This window comes from Pseudomonas sp. Seg1, from assembly GCF_018326005.1.
GTDB lineage: Bacteria > Pseudomonadota > Gammaproteobacteria > Pseudomonadales > Pseudomonadaceae > Aquipseudomonas.
Map to the genome: position 1 here is coordinate 2,810,100 of NZ_AP021903.1, position 19,871 is coordinate 2,829,970.

Below are 19,871 nucleotides of genomic sequence, written 5' to 3' on the forward strand. Positions count from 1 at the left end.
GCCGCTGCGGATCGATGTCGATGCGCAGGGCGTGCGTGCTGCGGTCGAAGCGACGCACAAACGCCTGACAACGTTGATGCGTCACGAACACGCGCCGCTGGCGTTGGCACAACGTTGCAGCGGTGTGGTCGCGCCCACGCCGTTGTTCAGTGCCTTGCTCAATTACCGCCACAGCCACACGGCGGCGACGGCCAGTGCCGAGACCCTCGCTGCGTGGGAAGGCATCAGCACCCTCAGCTCCGAAGAACGCACCAATTACCCGCTGACCCTGAGCGTCGATGATTTCGGCGAGGCGTTCAGCCTGACCTTGCTGGCCACCACTGAGGTTGACCCGCAGCGTATCTGCGAGTACCTGCACTGCGCACTGGAAAGTCTGGTGCTGGCGCTGGAGCAAGCGCAGGACACCGCGCTCAACCAGCTGCCGATTCTGCCGGCGGCCGAGCGCGAGCAAGTCTTGCTGGCGTTCAATGCCACCCACGCCGACTACCCGGCAACGCTGACCATCGCGCAACGTTTCGAGGCGCAAGTGGTGCAGCGGCCGGAGGCCGTGGCGGCGGTCTTTCTCGATAAGCCATTGAGTTATGCCGAGCTCAACCGGCAGGCCAATGCGCTGGCGCATCACTTGATCGAACTCGGGGTGAAACCCGATGATCGTGTCGCCATCGTCGCCCGGCGTGGCCTCGATACGCTGGTCGGGCTGCTGGCGATTCTCAAGGCGGCCGCCGGTTACGTGCCGATCGACCCGGCGCACCCGGCAGATCGTCTGCACTACTTGCTGAGTGACAGCGCCCCGGTTGTGATCCTCACCCAGAGCACTTTGCACGAGCGCTTGCCGGCGCTGAATGTGCCGGTGATCGACCTCGATCAGCGCGCCTGGCCGCTGGGCGTGACCGCTGATCCGCAGGTGCCGGCCCTGACCAGCGCGCACCTGGCCTACGTGATCTACACCTCCGGGTCCACCGGCTTGCCGAAAGGCGTGATGGTCGAACACCGCACACTGTCGAATCTGGTCGACTGGCACTGCACAGCGTTTGATCTGTGCGCCGGCCGCCACACCTCAAGCCTTGCCGGGTTCGGTTTCGACGCCATGGCGTGGGAAGTCTGGCCGGCGTTGTGTGCCGGCGCGACCCTGCATCTGGCACCGACTCACGAAGGCAGCGAAGACATCGACGCGCTGCTCGACTGGTGGCGTGCGCAGCCACTGGACGTGAGTTTCCTGCCGACGCCAGTGGCCGAATATGCCTTCAGCCAGAACCTTGAACACCCGACCTTGCGCACGTTGCTGATCGGTGGCGACCGCTTGCGGCAGTTCAGCCGCAACCAGCAATTCGACGTGATCAACAACTATGGCCCGACCGAAGCCACGGTGGTCGCCACCTCTGGCCGGATCGAGGCGGGTGATGCGCTGCACATCGGCAAACCGGTGGCCAATGCCACGGTGTATCTGCTCGATGAACAACAACGTCCGGTGCCGATTGGCGTTATGGGCGAGTTGTATGTCGGTGGTGCGGGTGTTGCGCGTGGCTATCTGAATCGTGCCGATCTGACGGCCGAGCGCTTCCTCGACGATCCATTCAGCAGCGCCGCAAATGCGCGCATGTATCGCACCGGGGACCTCGCCCGTTGGCGCGCCGACGGCACGATTGATTACCTGGGACGCAATGACGATCAGGTGAAAATCCGTGGCGTGCGCATCGAACTTGGCGAAATCGAGACCCGCCTCAACCAGTTGCCCGGCATCCAGGAAGCGGTGCTGCTGGCTCGCGAAGACGAGCCCGGCCAGCCGCGCCTGGTCGCCTATTTCACCGAGCAGGCGCAGGTCGAGCCGCTGGCCGTGGCCGAGTTGCGCGCACACCTGTTGACGCAGTTGCCGGATTACATGGTGCCGGTGGCCTTCGTCAAACTCGACGCGTTGCCACTGACCGCCAATGGCAAGGTCGACCGCAAGGCACTGCCCAAGCCTGATCGTGCGGCGCTGTTCACCCGCCAGTACGAGGCGCCACACAATGAGCTGGAAACCGCGCTGGCGCAGATCTGGGCACAAGTGCTGCAGGTTGAGCGAGTCGGGCGTCAGGATCACTTTTTCGAACTCGGCGGCCATTCGCTGCTGGCGATGCGCATGGTTTCCCAGGTTCGCCAACGCCTCGGGGTAGAACTGGCGCTGGGCGATCTGTTCGCCAACGCTGAACTGGCGGCGGTCGCCGCAGCGGTGGCGCGAGCCGGGCGCAGCACGCAACCGGAGATTGTGCCGGTGGCCCGTGACGGTGCTTTGCCGCTGTCGTTCGCCCAGCAACGTTTATGGTTTCTGGCGCAAATGGAAGGCGCCAACACCGCGTACAACATTCCCATCGGCCTGCGCCTGCGTGGCCATCTCAACGAAGAGGCGCTGCAACAAGCGCTGGGGCGCATCGTTGCCCGCCACGAAACCCTGCGCAGCCGTTTTGCCCAGTTCAACGACGAAGCACAGGTATTGATTGCCCCGGTCGACAGCGGTTTGCTGCTGCGCGTCGAAGATCTGCGGCAGCACCCGCAACCCGAGAAAACCTTGCTGGCGTTGATCCAGGGCGAAGCGTCGGGACCCTTCGATTTGCAGGACGACCCGCTGATTCGCGGGCGGCTGGTGCGGCTGGCCGATGATCATCACGTACTGCTGCTGACCCTGCACCACATCATCTCCGATGGCTGGTCGATGGGGATTTTGACCCGTGAACTGATGGCGTTGTATCAGGCGTTCAGCCATGGCCAACCGGATCCGTTGCCACCGCTGGCGCTGCAATACACCGATTACGCGGTGTGGCAGCGCCGCTGGCTCAGCGGTGAGGTGTTGCAGCGCCAGAGCGAATACTGGCAACAGACGCTAGCCGGCGCGCCGGCGCTGTTGATGCTGCCGACCGATCGACCCCGTCCGGCAGAACAGGATTTCGCCGGCAGCACCGTCGATGTGCTGCTCGACGAGCGTTTGAGTGCCGGCCTCAAAGCCCTGTCCCAGCGCCACGGCGTGACGATGTACATGCTGATGATCAGCGCATGGGCGAGCCTGCTGAGTCGTTTGTCCGGGCAGTCGGAAGTGGTCATCGGCTCGCCTGTCGCCAACCGTAACCGCGTCGAGATCGAGGGCTTGATCGGCATGTTCGTCAACACCCTCGCGCTGCGCATCGATACCTCCGGTGAGTTGAGCAGCGAGGCGTTGCTGGCGCGAGTCAAGGCGCAGACACTGGCGGCGCAGGCGCATCAGGATCTGCCGTTCGAGCAAGTGGTGGAAATCACCAAACCGCTGCGCAGCATGGCGCACAGCCCGTTGTTCCAGGTGATGTTCAGTTGGGAAAGCGGCCACGGCGCTGGCCTGAGCCTGGGTGATCTGACGCTGGAACGCGTCGCCGAGCCGAGCCATTTTGCCAAATTCGATCTGTCGTTGACCCTGGCAGAGGCTGCGGACGGCATTCGCGGTTCGCTGGAATACGCCATTGCCTTGTTCGATGAGGTGACGATCCAGCGATATGTCGGTTATTTCCAGCGCTTGCTGCAAGCGATGGTCAGCAACGATCAAGCGGTGCTGGCGCAGGTCGAGTTGTTGGCGGACGAAGAGCGCCGGCATTTGCTGGTTGATCTGAACTCGACCGCCATCGAGCATGATCTTGAGCAGACTGTCCATGGCCGCTTCGAGGCGCAGGTCTTGCGCACGCCAGAGGCTGACGCCGTGGTGTGCGCTGAGTTGCGTTTGAGTTATGCCGAGTTGAACCGCCGCGCCAACCAGCTTGCGCATCATCTGCGCGAGTGCGGCGTGGGCAGCGATTCGCGGGTGGCGATCTGCGTCGAGCGCGGACCGCAATTGCTGGTCGGTTTGCTGGCCATTCTCAAGGCCGGCGGCGCTTATGTGCCGCTGGATCCGGGTTATCCCGCCGAGCGTCTGGCCTACATGCTCGAGGACAGCGCGCCGGTAGCCGTGCTGGTGCATTCGGCGACGCGTGCGCTGATCGGCGAATCTGCGGCGGTGCTGATCGATTTCGACCAATGCACCTGGCACAACCTGCCGCAGAGCAATCCGCAGGTGCCAGACCTGAGCGCTGCGAATCTGGCGTATGTGATTTACACCTCAGGCTCCACCGGCACCCCGAAAGGCGTGATGGTCGAGCACCGCAACCTGAGCAATCTGCTGCACTGGAGCGCCAGCCTGTGTCCGCTTTCAACCGGCGCCGCGCTGTTGCAGAAAACCCCATTCAGCTTCGACGCTTCGGTCTGGGAGCTGTTCTGGCCGTTGACCACGGGCATGCGTCTGGTCCTCGCCAGCCCCGACGGGCACCGCGACCCGGCGGCGCTGGTGCAGCTCATTCGCGAGCAACAGGTCAATGTCATTCAGTTCGTGCCGGCGCTGTTGCAGCAGTTCCTCGAAGTCGAGGACGTTGACGAATGCAGCAGCCTGACCGATCTGTTCTGTGGTGGCGGTGAGTTGACCGCCGCGTTGGTGCGCAGCGTGCGCGTGCGCCTGCCGCACGTTCGCCTGCATAACGTCTATGGCCCGACCGAGGCCACCGTCGACAGCACCGTGTGGACGCTGGAGCCGAATACGCCGGTACCGGAAGCCGCGCCACCGATCGGCAAACCGCTGTGCAATACCCGCGTGTACATCCTTGATGCTTATCAGCAACCGGTGCCATTCGGTGTCGTCGGCGAGATGTATCTCGGCGGCGTGCAGGTGACGCGGGGTTATCTGAACCGGCCCGAGCTGACAGCCGAACGCTTCCTCAACGACCCGTTCAGCGAGCAACCGGGCGCGCGCCTGTACCGTACCGGCGACGTCGCGCGCTATCTGGCTGACGGCAATATCGAATACCTGGGGCGCAATGACGACCAGGTCAAGATCCGTGGTTTGCGCATCGAACTCGGCGAGATTCAGGCGCATCTGGCGCAGGTCGACGGCGTGCGCGAAGCCGCCGTGCTGGCCCGTGAAGACCTGCCGGGCGATCAGCGGCTGGTGGCGTACTACAGCGGCGAAGCCTTGCTGATCGAGCAGTTGCGCAGCGAATTGCTCACGCATCTGCCGGACTACATGGTGCCCGCCGTGTTCGTGCATCTGGAAGCCTTGCCGCTGAGCCCCAACGGCAAACTGGACCGCAAAGCCTTGCCGGTACCGGACCAGACCGCGCTGCTGAAGCGCGAGTACGAAGCCCCGGTCGGTGAAGTCGAAACAGTGATTGCCGGGCTCTGGGCCGAGCTGTTGAAGGTCGAGCGGGTAGGGCGCCACGACCACTTCTTTGAACTGGGCGGGCATTCGTTGATGGCGGTCAATCTGGTTGCACGCATGCGCCGGGCCGGCCTGTCGGCGGATATCCGCGTGCTGTTCGGCCAGCCTACCCTGGCGGCGCTGGCCGCAGCCGTGGGCGGAGAACCTGAAGCGGCTGTGCCGGCCAATCTCATCCCGCCGGACTGCACGCACATCACTCCTGAGTTGCTGCCGTTGGTCACGCTGGATCAGGCGACTATCGACAGAATCGTGGCGAGCGTCCCCGGTGGTGCCCTGAATGTGCAGGATATCTATCCGCTGGCACCGTTGCAGACCGGGATTCTGTTCCATCATCTGGCGGCGGCTCAGGGCGATCCGTATGTGCTGCAAGCGCAGTTTGCCTTCGCCGATGAGCAGCGTTTGCAGGCATTTGTCGCGGCGCTGCAACGGGTGATCGAACGCCATGACATTCTGCGCACATCGCTGTTCTGGGAAGGCCTGGAACAGCCGGTGCAAGTGGTCTGGCGTCAGGCTTCGCTGAGCTGCGAGGCGCTGGAACTTGACGCTGATTCGGCTGATGCGCTGAGTCAATTGCGCGCGCGCTTCACCGTCGATAAATACCGCATGCCCGTCACCGAGGCACCGCTGATGCGCGTGGTGTACAGCCGCGATGCAGGCAACCAGCGCGTGGTCGCGTTGCTGCTGTTCCATCATCTGGTGATGGATCACGTCGCGCTTGAAGTGCTGCAACACGAGATGCAGGCGTATCTGCTGGGTCAGCCGCAGCAACTGAGCGAGCCGGTGCCGTACCGCAATTACGTGGCGCACACCCGTTCCGGGTTGAGCGAGCAGGATCACCAGGACTTCTTCCGCGAAATGCTCGGCAATATCGATGAACCGACCTTGCCGTACGGCCAGCACCTGGCGGACGACGGGCCTGCGCAAGAGGCACAACTGACGCTGCAAAGCACTCTCAGCCGTAGCGTACGCCAGCAGGCACGGCGCCTGGGTGTCAGCGCGGCCAGCCTGATGCACCTCGCCTGGGCGCAGGTGCTGGGGCAACTGTCCGGTCGCGAAGCCGTGGTGTTCGGCACGGTTTTACTCGGCCGATTGCAGGGCGGTGAAGGTTCAGAGCGAGCGCTCGGGGTGTTCATCAACACCCTGCCGCTGTGCATCGAACTGAACGGGCACAGCGTCAAAGGCGCCGCACTGGCGACCCATAAACGCCTGAGTCAGTTATTGGCCCATGAGCATGCGCAATTGGCGCAGGTACAACAATGCAGCGCGATGCCGTCGGGCACGCCGCTGTTCAGCGCATTGCTCAATTATCGTCACAGCGCACCGCTCGGGCCGATCTCCGCCGAGGCGCAAGCAGCATGGCAGGGGATGCAGTTGCTTGAGGCCGAGGAGCACACCAACTATCGCTTGACGCTCAGCGTTGATGATCTCGGCGAAGATTTCAGCCTGAAAGTATTGGCCGCTGCCGGGATTGATGCGCAGCGGATCTGCGGATACATGCAAAGTGCTTTGGGTGCATTGCTCGATGCGCTGGAACACACGCCGCATGTGGGTTTTGATCGCCTGTCAGTGGTGCCTGCCGCAGAGCGGCATCAGTTATTGGTCGAGCTTAATGCAACGGCACGTGAATACCCGCAATCGCTGACAGTGCACGGTCTGTTCGAGCGCCAAGCCGTAGCGCACGCACAAGCTGTGGCAGCGGTGCATGGCGAGCAATCGTTGAGTTACTTTGAGTTGAACACCCGAGCCAACCAATTGGCCCATCACCTGATCGCGCAAGGCGTGCAACCGGGCAGCCATGTGGCAATCCTGCTGCCGCGCTCGCTGGACCTGCTGATCGCGCAACTGGCGATTGCCAAGTGCGCGGCGGCGTACGTGCCGCTGGACATCAATGCGCCAAGCGAACGTCAGGCATTCATGGTTGAAGACTGCCAGGCAGTGGCGCTGTTGACACTGAGCCGCGAAGTGATCGACTACGCCGCGCCGCGCATCGATCTCGACAGGCTGACACTCAGCGGGCAACCGACGCACAACCCGAACCTGGTGCAATCCTCGGAATCGCTGGCGTACATCATGTACACCTCCGGCTCCACCGGTACGCCGAAAGGCGTGATGGTGCCGCACCGTGGCATCGGCCGGTTGGTGATCAACAACGGTTATGCCGATTTCAATCCGCAGGACCGCGTTGTGTTCGCCTCGAACCCGGCGTTCGACGCCAGCACCATGGACATCTGGGGGCCGCTGTTGAACGGCGGGCGAGTGGTGGTCATCGATCATCAGACCCTGCTTGATCCGAATGCTTTCGGCCGAGAACTGAGCAGCTCCGGGGCGACGATCCTGTTCGTCACCACGGCGCTGTTCAACCAGTACGTGCAACTGATTCCGCAGGCGCTCAAAGGCCTGCGCATCCTGCTGTGTGGCGGTGAGCGCGGCGATCCGGCAGCGTTCCGCCGGCTGCTGGCCGAGGCGCCAGCGTTACGCATCGTGCATTGCTACGGCCCGACCGAAACCACCACTTACGCGACAACGTTTGCCGTGCATGACGTCGCGGAAAACGCCGAAAGCGTGCCGATTGGCGGTCCGATTTCCAATACTCAGGTGTACGTGCTCGACGCCCATCAGCAACCGGTGCCCATGGGCGTGACCGGTGAGCTGTACATCGGCGGGCAAGGGGTGGCGCTGGGCTATTTGAATCGGCCGGAGCTGACCGCCGAGAAATTCCTTCATGACCCGTTCAGCGACAGACCCGGCGCGCTGCTGTATCGCACCGGCGACCTCGTACGCTGGCTGGCCCCGGGGCAACTCGATTGCATCGGGCGCAATGACGATCAGGTGAAAATCCGTGGTTTCCGCATCGAGCTGGGCGAAATCGAAAACCGTCTGTTGAACTGCCCGGGCATCAAGGAAGCGGTGGTGCTGGCGCGCCGCGATGGCCAGGAGAACGCACGACTGGTGGCGTATTACACGGTGACTGGCGACAGTCTCGACAGCGCGGATCTGCACGCTCAGTTGCAAGCACTGCTGCCGGAATACATGGTGCCGACGGCGTGGGTGCAGCTCGATGTGTTGCCGCTGAACAACAATGGCAAGGTTGATCGTAAAGCCTTACCCAAGCCTGATGATGCTGCGTTGCTTATCCGTGAGTACACGGCGCCGCAAGGCGAGTTGGAAAGCGTGCTCGCGCAAATCTGGGTTGAAGTGCTGCAGGTCGAGCAGGTCGGCCGTCACGATCACTTCTTTGAACTGGGCGGCCATTCGTTGCTGGCGATGCGCATGGTCTCGCTGGTACGTCAGCGCCTCGGTGTCGAGCTGGCGCTGAGCGATCTGTTTGCCGATGCGCAATTGCACGCCGTGGCCGCGACGCTGAGTCGCGCCGGACGCAGCACGCTGCCGGAAATACTCCCGGCGCCGCGTGATCAAGCGTTGCCCCTGTCTTTCGCCCAGCAACGCCTGTGGTTTTTGGCGCAGATGCAGGGTGGCAACTCGGCGTACAACATCCCCATCGGCCTGCGCCTGCGCGGCCGTCTCGACGCCGATGCGCTGCAACGGGCGTTGACGCGGATCGTTGCTCGTCACGAAACCTTGCGCAGCCGTTTCGTCAGCATCGACGACACCGCGCAGGTGTCGATTGCGCCGGTCGGCAGCGATTTGCTGCTGCGCGTTGAAGACCTGCGCCAACACCCGCAGGCCGAGCCTGCCTTGCAGGCCTTGATGACGCAGGAAGCCTCGGCCGCATTCGATCTGCAAACCGATGCACTGATTCGCGGACGGCTGGTGCGTCTGGCCGACGATCACCATGTGCTGTTGTTGACCGTGCATCACATCGTCGCCGACGGTTGGTCGATGGGCGTGCTGACTCGCGAGCTGATGGCGCTGTATCAGGCGTTCAGCCATGGCGAGGCAGATCCGTTGCCGCCGCTGGCTTTGCAATACGGCGACTATGCCGTGTGGCAACGGCGCTGGCTCAGTGGCGAGGTACTGCAGCGGCAAAGTGATTACTGGCAGCAGACCCTCGACGGCGCGCCGGCGCTGTTGACTCTGCCGACCGATCGGCCGCGCCCGGCGCAACAGGATTACACCGGCGGCAACGTCGAAGTGTTGTTGGATGCGCGCTTGAGTGCAGCGCTCAAGGCCTTGAGCCAGCGTCATGGGGTGACCTTGTTCATGACCATGACCGGCGCCTGGGCGCTGTTGATGAGTCGTCTGTCCGGGCAGTCCGATGTGGTGATCGGCTCACCGGTGGCCAACCGTACCCGTGCCGAGATCGAAGGGTTGATCGGCATGTTCGTCAACACCCTCGCGTTGCGTATCGACACCTCGGGCGAACCGAACGTCGAAGCGCTGTTGGCGCAGGTCAAGGCGCGAACACTTGAGGCCCAGGGGCATCAGGACCTGCCATTCGAGCAGGTGGTGGAAATTGTCCGGCCGGTGCGCAGTCTGGCACACAGCCCGTTGTTCCAGACCACGTTGAGTTGGGACAGCAGCGTCGGGCCGCGTCTGGTCCTCGGCGATCTGTCGCTGGAAGGTGTGGCCGGGATGGACGATGTCGCCAAATTCGACCTGACCCTGACGCTGGGGGAGGTCAACGGGGTGATTCATGGTTCGCTGAACTACGCCACGGCATTGTTCGACGAATCGACGATCCAGCGCTATGTCGACTATTTCCAGCGGCTGCTGGAAGCGATGGTCGGCGCTGATCACACCGTACTGGAACACGTGCCACTGCTGGCGCCGGATGAGCGTCAACGCCTGTTGACGGATTTCAACGCCACGGCGCGTGAATATCCGCAGACGCTGACCGTGCACGGGATTTTCCAGCAGCAGGTCGCGGCGCATCCGAAAGCTGTCGCAGCGGTGCATGGTGCGCACTCGCTGAGCTACTTTGAACTGAACGCGCAGGCCAATCGCCTGGCCCATCATCTGATCGGCCAAGGCGTGCAACCGGGCGATCATGTGGCGATCCTGTTGCCACGCTCGCTGGAATTGCTGGTCGCGCAACTGGCGATTGCCAAATGCGCGGCAGCCTACGTGCCGCTGGACATCAACGCGCCGAGCGAGCGTCAGGCGTTCATGGTCGAGGATTGTCGGGCGGTGGCATTGCTGACGCTGAGCAGCGAAGTCATCGACTACCCGGCGTCGCGTATCGACCTGGACAGGCTGAAGCTCAGCGGGCAGCCGACGCATAACCCGAACCTGTTGCAGTCATCCGAATCGCTGGCGTACATCATGTACACCTCCGGCTCCACCGGTACGCCGAAAGGCGTGATGGTGCCGCACCGTGGCATCGGCCGCTTGGTGATCAACAACGGTTATGCCGATTTCAATCCGCAGGACCGCGTTGTGTTCGCCTCGAACCCGGCGTTCGATGCCAGCACCATGGACATCTGGGGGCCGTTGCTCAACGGTGGGCGAGTGGTGGTCATCGATCATCAAACCTTGCTTGATCCGAATGCTTTCGGCCGAGAACTGAGCAGCTCCGGGGCGACGATCCTGTTCCTCACCACCGCGCTGTTCAACCAATACGTGCAACTGATCCCGCAGGCGCTCAAAGGTCTGCGCATTCTGTTGTGCGGCGGTGAGCGCGGCGATCCGACCGCGTTCCGCCGAATGCTGGCCGAGGCGCCAGCGTTGCGCATCTTGAATTGCTACGGCCCGACCGAAACCACCACTTTCGCCACGAGCTTCGAAGTCGATGAAGTGGCCGAAAATGCCGAAAGCGTGCCGATTGGCGGGCCGATCGCCAACACTCAGGTGTATGTCCTCGACGCTCATCAGCAACCCGTGCCGATGGGCGTGACCGGCGAGCTGTGCATTGGCGGGCAGGGTGTGGCGCTGGGTTACTTGAACCGGCCGGAGCTGACTGCGGAAAAATTCCTCCGTGATCCTTTCAGCGACACGCCCGGCGCACTGTTGTATCGCACCGGCGACCTCGCGCGCTGGATAGCGCCGGGGCAACTCGATTGCCTCGGGCGCAATGACGATCAGGTGAAAATCCGTGGTTTCCGCATCGAGCTGGGCGAAATCGAAAACCGCCTGCTGAACTGCCCGGGCATCAAGGAAGCGGTGGTGCTGGCGCGCCGCGATGGCCAGGAAACCACGCGTCTGGTGGCGTACTACACCGCTCACGACGAGGCGCTGGACAGTGCCGATCTGCACGCGCAGTTGCAGGCGCGCCTGCCGGAATACATGGTGCCGACGGCGTGGGTGCGGCTCGACGTATTGCCGCTGAACAACAATGGCAAGGTCGACCGCAAGGCGCTGCCGGCACCGACGCAGGAGGCGATGCTCAGTCGAATCTACGAGGCCCCGGCCAATCCACTGGAAGCAAGCCTCGCCGCCGTCTGGTCCGAGGTGTTGCAGGTCGGGCAGGTCGGCCGGCACGACAACTTTTTCGAACTCGGCGGTCATTCACTGCTGGCGATGCGCATGTTGTCCCAGGTGCGTCAGCAAATGGGTGTGGAACTGGCGTTGGCCGATCTGTTCGCCAACCCGCAACTGGCCGCCGTCGCCGAAGTCCTCAGTCGTGCCGGCCGCAGCACGCTGCCGGATATTGTGCCGGCACCGCGTGATCAAGCGCTGCCGCTGTCGTTTGCCCAGCAACGCCTGTGGTTCCTCGCCCAGATGGGCGACGGCAACTCGGCGTACAACATACCGGTGGGTCTGCGTTTGCGCGGGCGCCTCGATGAAGACGCCTTGCAACGGGCGCTGGCACGAATCGTCGCCCGCCATGAAACCCTGCGCAGCCGCTTCACCCCGCACAACGATCAGGCACAAGTGCTGATCCTGCCGGTCGACACCGGTCTGTTGCTGCAAGTCGCAGATTTGCGTGAGCATCCGCAAGCCGACGAGGCGTTGCAGCAACTGAGCGAAGCCGAAGCGTGCGCGCCGTTCAACCTGGAACATGATCCACTGGTGCGCGGCCGGCTGGTGCGTCTGGCCGACGATCACCACGTGCTGTTGCTGACCATGCACCACATCATCTCCGACGGCTGGTCGATGGGCGTGCTGACTCGCGAGCTGATGGCGCTGTATCAGGCCTTCAGCCGTGGTGAAGCCGATCCGCTGCCACCGCTGGCTCTGCAATACACCGACTACGCGGTGTGGCAGCGCCGCTGGCTCAGCGGTGAAGTGTTGCAGCGTCAGTGTGATTACTGGCAAAAGAACCTCGCCGGCGCTCCGGCTTTGTTAAGCCTGCCGACCGACCGTCCGCGTCCGGCGCAGCAGGATTACAGCGGCGGCAGTGTCGAAGTACAGCTGGACGAGCAGACCAGCGCCGGCCTCAAGGCGCTGTGCCAGCGACGCGCCGTCACGCCATACATGGTGATCATGAGCACATGGGCGATATTGCTCGCGCGCTTGTCCGGCCAGTCCGACGTGGTGATCGGCTCGCCGGTGGCCAACCGTACCCGCGCCGAGATCGAAGGTTTGATCGGCATGTTCGTCAACACCCTGGCACTACGCATCGACACGTCCGGCGAGCTGAGCGGTGAGGCGTTGCTGGCGCGGGTCAAGGCGCAGACGCTGCAAGCCCAGGCGCATCAGGATTTGCCGTTCGAACAAGTGGTGGAAATCACCAGACCGGTCCGCAGCCTGTCCCACAGCGCGTTGTTCCAGACCCTGTTGAGCTGGAACAACAACGACGGCCCAAGCCTGACCCTCGGCGACATGACGCTCGAAGGTGTCGCCAGCCCAAACCATTTTGTCAAATTCGACCTGTCGTTGACCCTCGGCGACTATCCGGGCGGGATTCGCGGTGCGCTGAACTACGCCACGGCGCTGTTCGACGAGGCGACTATCCAGCGTTTTGTCGGGTACTTCCAGCGACTGCTGGCGGCGCTGGTCAGCGATGATCAAGCGGTACTGGAGCACCTGCCGTTGCCGGCGCCGGAGGAGCTTCAGCGATTGCTGGTCGAGTACAACGCAACCGAGGCCGAGTGTCCGCTGGAGCAGCCGCTTCAGGCGTTGTTCGAAGCCCAGGTTCGGCGTAAACCGGGCGCCGTTGCCGTGCAATCCGAGCAAGGCTCCCTGACTTATCAAGCGCTCAATGCGCGCGCCAACCGACTGGCTCATCATCTGCGCGAAATCGGTGTGCAGCCGGACACGCGCGTGGCGATTTGCGTCGAGCGCGGGCCGGATCTGGTGGTCGGTCTGCTCGCCATTCTCAAGGCGGGCGGGGCGTATGTGCCGCTGGATCCGGGTTATCCGGCGGAGCGTCTGGCCTACATGCTCAAGGACAGCGCACCGGTAGCGGTGCTGGTGCAATCGGCTACCCGCTCGTTGTTGGCAACGTCTGCGGTCGCGCTGATCGACCTTGATCGCAGCACCTGGCAGCACCAGGCCGAACACGATCCGAAGGTGCCAGGCCTGAGTGCGTCCAGCCTTGCCTACATGATCTACACCTCCGGCTCCACCGGCCTACCCAAAGGCGTGATGATCGAGCACCGCAGCGCCTGCAACATGGTGCACTGGGGCTCACAGATCAGTCCGCCCACCGAGCACGGTGCGCTGCTGCAAAAAGCACCGTTCAGCTTCGACAGCTCGGTGTGGGAGATCTTCTGGCCACTGTGTTCCGGCCTGCGTCTGGTGCTGGCACGACCTGACGGCAACCGCGACTCGGCTTATGTAGTGCAGGCGATTCGCGAGCATCAGGTCAGCGTGGTCAAGTTCGTTCCGGCGTTGCTCCAGCATTTCATCGAGCAGGACGATGTCGACCAGTGCACCAGCCTCACCGACGTGCTCAATGGTGGCGGCGAACTCAGCGCGGCGCTGGCCCGTCAGGTGCGTCAGCGCCTGCCGTGGGTGCGTTTGCACAACGTCTACGGGCCGACCGAAACCACCGTCGACAGCAGCGGCTGGACGCTGGAACCGGGCAGCCGGTTGCCGGACAGCGTGGTGCCGATCGGCAAGGCACTGAGCAACACTCGCCTGTACGTCCTCGATGCCCACGATCAGCCAGTGCCGCTGGGCGTCAGTGGTCAGTTGCACATCGGTGGCGTGGGCGTGGCGCGCGGCTATCACGGACTGCCCGAGATGCAGGCCGAGCGCTTCATCGACAGCCCGTTTGTGCCGGGTGATCGGCTGTACCGCACCGGCGATCTGGTGCGCTACAACAACGACGGTGAGCTGGAATTCCTCGGCCGCAACGATTTCCAGGTCAAGTTGCGTGGCTTGCGTCTGGAACCGGGTGAAATCGAAGCTCGGTTGATCGAGCACCCGGCGGTCCACCAAGCGGTGGTCATGGTGCGCGACGAGCGCCTGGTCGCCTGGTACACCGTACGTGCCGGCGTTGCCGCGCCAGATCTGGAAGTGTTGCGCGCCCATATGCTGGAGCGATTGCCGGAGTACATGGTGCCCGGGGCTTACGTGCTGCTCGACGCTCTGCCGCTGACGCCCAATGACAAGGTTGATCGCAAGGCGCTGCCTGAACCGGGGGTGGATGCGCTCATCAACCGTCCGTACGTGGCGCCGCAAGGCGAAGTCGAAACGGCATTGGCGCGAATCTGGGCGCAAGTGCTTGGCGTTGAGCAGGTCGGGCGTCACGACAACTTCTTCGAGTTGGGCGGGCACTCGCTGTTGGCGGTGCGTCTGGTCAATCTGATGCAGCGAGCAGGCTTGCCAGTGTCGCTGGCGCAGTTGTTCCAGCACCCGAGCGTCGAGTCCGCCGCTACGCTGCTGAATCAGCGCCGCGACGTTGCCGGACAGCCCGAAGGACTGGTCGTGGTGCGCGCCGGGGATCACGGTACGCCGCTGTTTCTGATGCACGAGTTCAGCGGTCGCGAGGTGTATTTTCCGGCACTGGCCATGCACATCGGCGGAGAATTCCCGATTTACGGTTTGCCCGGTGTGCCACTCGGCGAGCCGCAACTGCGCACGATCGAGTGCATGGCCCGGCGTCTGGTCGGAATCATCCGTTCGGTACAGCCGCACGGGCCATATCGTCTGGCGGGATGGTCATTCGGCGGGGTGTTGGCCCTTGAAGTTGCCCAGCAATTGCTTGGCCTTGATGAGCCGGTTGCGTTCATCGGCATGCTCGACAGCTACGCGCCCAACCCACTGGCTCAGAACAAGGCAATGTGGAGCGGTGAAGGGCTGGACAAGCGCCAGTTGCTGGGCCATTGCCGGGGTCGTTCGATGATGCTTGGTGCAGAGGGGCAAACCGCGCTGGCGCGTGTGCAGGCGCTGGAGGCTGAAGTCGGGCAACTGGATTTCAATGAGCTGTTCCAGCGTTGCCTGGCGCAGCAACTGACTGATCCGGAACTGGCGACCGTCAGCACCGCCGATGCCAGACACTACTTTGAGCGCGAAGCCGCGCATCGACTGGCATTGGCGCATTACCGGGTCAGCCCGGCCAGCCAGACAATCCATCTGTTCCGCGCGCAGGAATTGATGGACGGGCAATCGGTGCCGAGTCCGACGCGCGGATGGGAGGAACGTTTTGCCAGCGCAATGCTGCGCTGTATCGATATCCCTGGCGATCACCGCACGATGATGAAAAACCCGCACATTCAGGCCCTCGGACAAGCCATCAGTCAGGCGCTGGAGGCTGCCGTGGCGCCGGAACCTGCGCTGTATCAGCCACTGCTGACCATTCAGACCGGGCACGTCGGGCATGCGCCGATCTTTTGTGTGCCGGGGGCGGGGGACAGCGTGACCGGGTTCATTCACCTGACCGAAGCGCTCGGTCCGGAATGGCCGATCATCGGCCTGCAACCGCGAGGTCTGGATGGCAGCAGTGTGCCGCACAGTCAGGTGGAGGCGGCTGCCGCGTTTTATTTGCAGGCGATCGAGCAGGTTTATCCGCAGGGGCCCGTGCACCTGATCGGCCACTCGTTCGGCGGTTGGGTGGCGCACGCCATGGCGGCGCAGTTGCAGGCTGCCGGGCGTGCAGTGGCGTCGCTGACGTTGATCGACAGTGAGGCGCCCGGCGGCGACGGCACGGCTGGTAAACCGTATACGGCGACGGCTGCGCTGGAGCGTCTGATCGAAACGCTGCAATTGTCCAGCGGCAAGTCCCTGGGGATTGACCCGCTGACCTTTGCCAATGCCGATGACACGACGCAGATGCGTCTTCTGCATGCCGGCATGGTGAGCGCCGGGGTGCTTTCGGAAAAGGCTGCGGCAGACGCCATGCACGGCCCGGTGCGGACCTTCGCCACGGCGTTGCGCACGGTCTATCAACCGACACTCGCCTACCACGGGCCGGTCAGGCTGGTGCTGGTCGACGACCCGACGCTGGACGCCTGGGGCAATCAGCGCGAGCAGGCCGCGATCCTGGAAGGCTGGCAGCGTCAGGTCAACGATCTGGCGGTGTGGTACGGGCCCGGCAATCACTTCACGATTCTCAAGGCGCCCAACGTCTTCAGTCTCGCGGCGTGGTGGCATGACGGCCTGTCAGTGCCGGTCAACGAAACGCTGTCCTGATGTTGTTTCTCTACCCGAGCCCGGCCGCTGGCCGGGCCCACTCCTGAACGGACTTGTGGTCATTTATGGAAAAGTCGAAGTTGCGCAAAGTCGGTATGGGATTGGCGTTGGCCGCGGTGGCCGGATTGGTGTTCTACACGGTGCAGGCGCCGGCCGAGGCACCGCAGTACCTGACCGCCACGGTCGAACGCAGTGATATCGAAAACGCGGTGCTGGCCACCGGGTTGCTCGAAGGCATCAAGCAAGTGGACGTCGGTGCGCAAGTCTCCGGCCAGTTGAAGTCGCTCAAGGTCAAGGTCGGCGACAAAGTGAAAAAGGGCCAGTGGCTGGCGGAAATCGATCCTCTGGTGTTGCAGAACACCCTGCGTCAGGCCCAGGTCGATGAGGAAAACCTGCAAGCGCAAAAGCGTGCCACACAGGCCCAGCTCAAGCAGACCAAAGCAATTTACGAACGCTATAAAAACCTGCAGGAAGATGCCTCGATCTCTCGCCAGGATTTCGAAACCGCCCAATCGGATTACGAAGTGCAGCAGGCCAATCTGTTGTCGCTGGACGCGCAGATCAAGAGTGCGCACATCCAGATCGATACCGCCAAGGTCAACCTGGCGTACACGCGGATCGTCGCGCCAATTGATGGCGACGTGGTCGGTATCGTCACCCAGGAAGGGCAGACCGTGATCGCTAACCAGTTGGCGCCGATCCTGCTGAAACTGGCGGACCTGGACACCATGACGGTCAAGGCCCAAGTCTCCGAGGCCGATGTGATTCACATCGCCCCGGGGCAGGAGGTGTACTTCACCATTCTCGGCGAGGACAAGCGCTATTACGGCAAGCTGCGCGGCACGGAACCGGCGCCGCAGAACTTTCTGGAAACGCCGCCCGCCGGTACGCCCAAGCAAAACTCGGCGGTGTTCTATAACGCGCTGTTCGAAGTGCCCAACCCTGATCACCGCCTGCGCATTTCGATGACCGCGCAAGTGCGCATCGTCCTCGACACCGCCAAGTCAGTGCTGACCGTACCGGTGGCGGCGCTTGGCCCGCGCAATGCCGATGGCAGTTTTCCGGTGCGGGTGCTGGACGCCAAGGGCCATGCGCAGTCGCGCAACGTGCAGACAGGGATCAACAACAACGTCAAGGTGCAGGTCAATGAGGGGCTGGCCGAGGGTGATCGTGTGGTGATTGGTGATCCAGTGACCAACGTGGCGGGGGCTTGAACATGACGCAACCGCTGCTCCAACTCACGGGCATCACCCGCAGTTTCACCGCCGGTGACCGCGAATTTCTCGCGCTGAAAAATATCAACCTGACGATCAATGCCGGGGAAATGGTGGCGATCATCGGCGCCTCGGGCTCGGGTAAATCAACGTTGATGAACCTGCTCGGTTGCCTCGATTACGCCACTGCCGGCAGCTACAAGATCAACGGCCAGGAAACCCGCGATCTGGATAATCAGGCGCTGGCGGAACTGCGCCGCGATTACTTCGGTTTCATCTTCCAGCGTTACCATTTGCTGCCGCACCTGAGCGCCATGCACAACGTCGAAATGCCAGCGATCTACGCGGGTATTCCACAGCTGCAACGCCATGCCCGAGCCCGAGAATTATTGGCGCGATTGGGCTTGCAGGAGCACTTGAGCCACCGGCCGAGCCAACTGTCGGGCGGGCAGCAACAGCGGGTGAGTATCGCCCGCGCCTTGATGAACGGCGGCGAAGTGATTCTCGCCGATGAACCGACCGGCGCGCTCGACACCGCCAGCGGCAAAGAAGTGATGCGCATCCTGCTGGAACTGCACGCGGCCGGACACACGGTGATTCTGGTGACCCACGACCCGAAAGTCGCGGCCAACGCCGAGCGCATCATCGAGGTCAGTGACGGTGCAATCCTCAGTGACCGCAGCAACGTGCGTGACACCACGCAACTGCCGGACGAAGACGCGGTGGCCCCCAAGGCCACCGCCTCACGGCGTCTGGTCGCCAGCCTCGGCCTGTTCAAAGAGGCGTTCAGCATGGCCTGGGTCGCGCTGATCTCGCACCGCATGCGCACGTTGCTGACCATGCTCGGTATCGTCATCGGCATCACGTCGGTGGTGTCGATCTCGGCGGTGGGTGAGGGCGCCAAGCGCTACGTGCTCAAGGACATCGCGGCCATCGGCAGCAATACCATCGATATTTATCCCGGCAGCAGCTACGGCGACAAGCGCGCAGCCGCCATCGAAACCCTGTTGCCCGCCGACGTCACGGCGCTGAATCAGTTGTATTACGTCGACAGTGCCACGCCGATGATCGGCCGCAGTCTGTTGCTGCGCTATCGCAATATCGATCTGGACGCACAGGTCAATGGCGTCAGTCACCAGTACTTCCAGGTACGCGGCATCAAAATGGCCGAGGGCATCCCGTTCAGCGAAAGCGATGCGCGGCGCCAGGCGCAAGTGGTGGTGATCGATCACAACACGCGTCAGCGCTTGTTCGGTGGCGGCGTCGACCCGTTGGGGCAGGTGATCCTGATCGGCAATCTGCCGTGCACGGTGATCGGTGTGGCGGCGGAGAACAAAAATCTCTTCGCTTCGGGCAAGACCCTCAACGTCTGGGTGCCTTATGAAACCGCCGCCGGGCGGGTGTTGGGCCAACGTTATCTGGACAGCATCAGCGTGCGCATGAAGGACGGTCAGCCAAGCAAAGTGGTCGAAGAACATGTCACGCAGTTGTTGCTGCAACGCCATGGCATCAAGGATTTCTTCACCAACAACCTCGACAGCGTCTTGCAGACAGTGCAGAAAACCAGCCGCTCGCTGGCGTTGCTGCTGTCGTTGATCGCGGTGATTTCGTTGGTGGTGGGGGGGATCGGGGTGATGAACATCATGCTGGTGTCGGTGACCGAGCGGACGCGCGAGATCGGCATTCGCATGGCGGTCGGTGCCCGGCAATCGGACATTCGCCAGCAGTTTCTGGTAGAGGCGGTGATGGTTTGTCTTTTGGGCGGGGCGATCGGGATTACGCTGTCCTACGCCATCGGCCACCTGTTTTCGGTGTTTATCAAAGAGTGGGAAATGGTTTTCTCGCTGGCATCGGTGCTGACGGCGGTGGTCTGCTCGACGCTGATCGGCATCGTATTTGGCTTCGTGCCGGCAAGAAATGCCTCGCGACTTGATCCGATCGAGGCGTTGGCCCGGGATTGAAAACTGCCCTCACCCTAACCCTCTCCCGGGGGAGAG

The 19,871-nt window shown here is 62.9% G+C and carries 3 protein-coding genes (1 of these 3 only partly in view); all 3 read left to right on the forward strand.

Features of this window, described 5'->3' with window-relative positions; genetic code table 11:
• On the forward strand, positions 1-16,660 hold the 3' portion of the coding sequence (locus tag KI231_RS12485) for a non-ribosomal peptide synthase/polyketide synthase (RefSeq protein ID WP_213028423.1). The gene continues 1,190 nt to the left of window position 1, outside the view; only the last 16,660 of its 17,850 coding nucleotides appear in the window; the start codon falls outside the window, past its left edge; its stop codon occupies positions 16,658-16,660.
• A 65-nt stretch (positions 16,661-16,725) separates the two neighbouring features.
• A complete protein-coding gene (gene macA / locus KI231_RS12490) occupies positions 16,726-17,874 on the forward strand; it encodes a macrolide transporter subunit MacA (RefSeq protein ID WP_103303537.1) in 1,149 nt (382 codons plus the stop codon).
• 2 nt (positions 17,875-17,876) lie between these two features.
• The gene (locus KI231_RS12495; protein ID WP_213028424.1) at positions 17,877-19,835 is read left to right on the forward strand and encodes a MacB family efflux pump subunit; all 1,959 of its coding nucleotides are present in this window, start codon (positions 17,877-17,879) and stop codon (positions 19,833-19,835) included.
• The last annotated feature ends 36 nt before the right edge of the window (positions 19,836-19,871 follow it).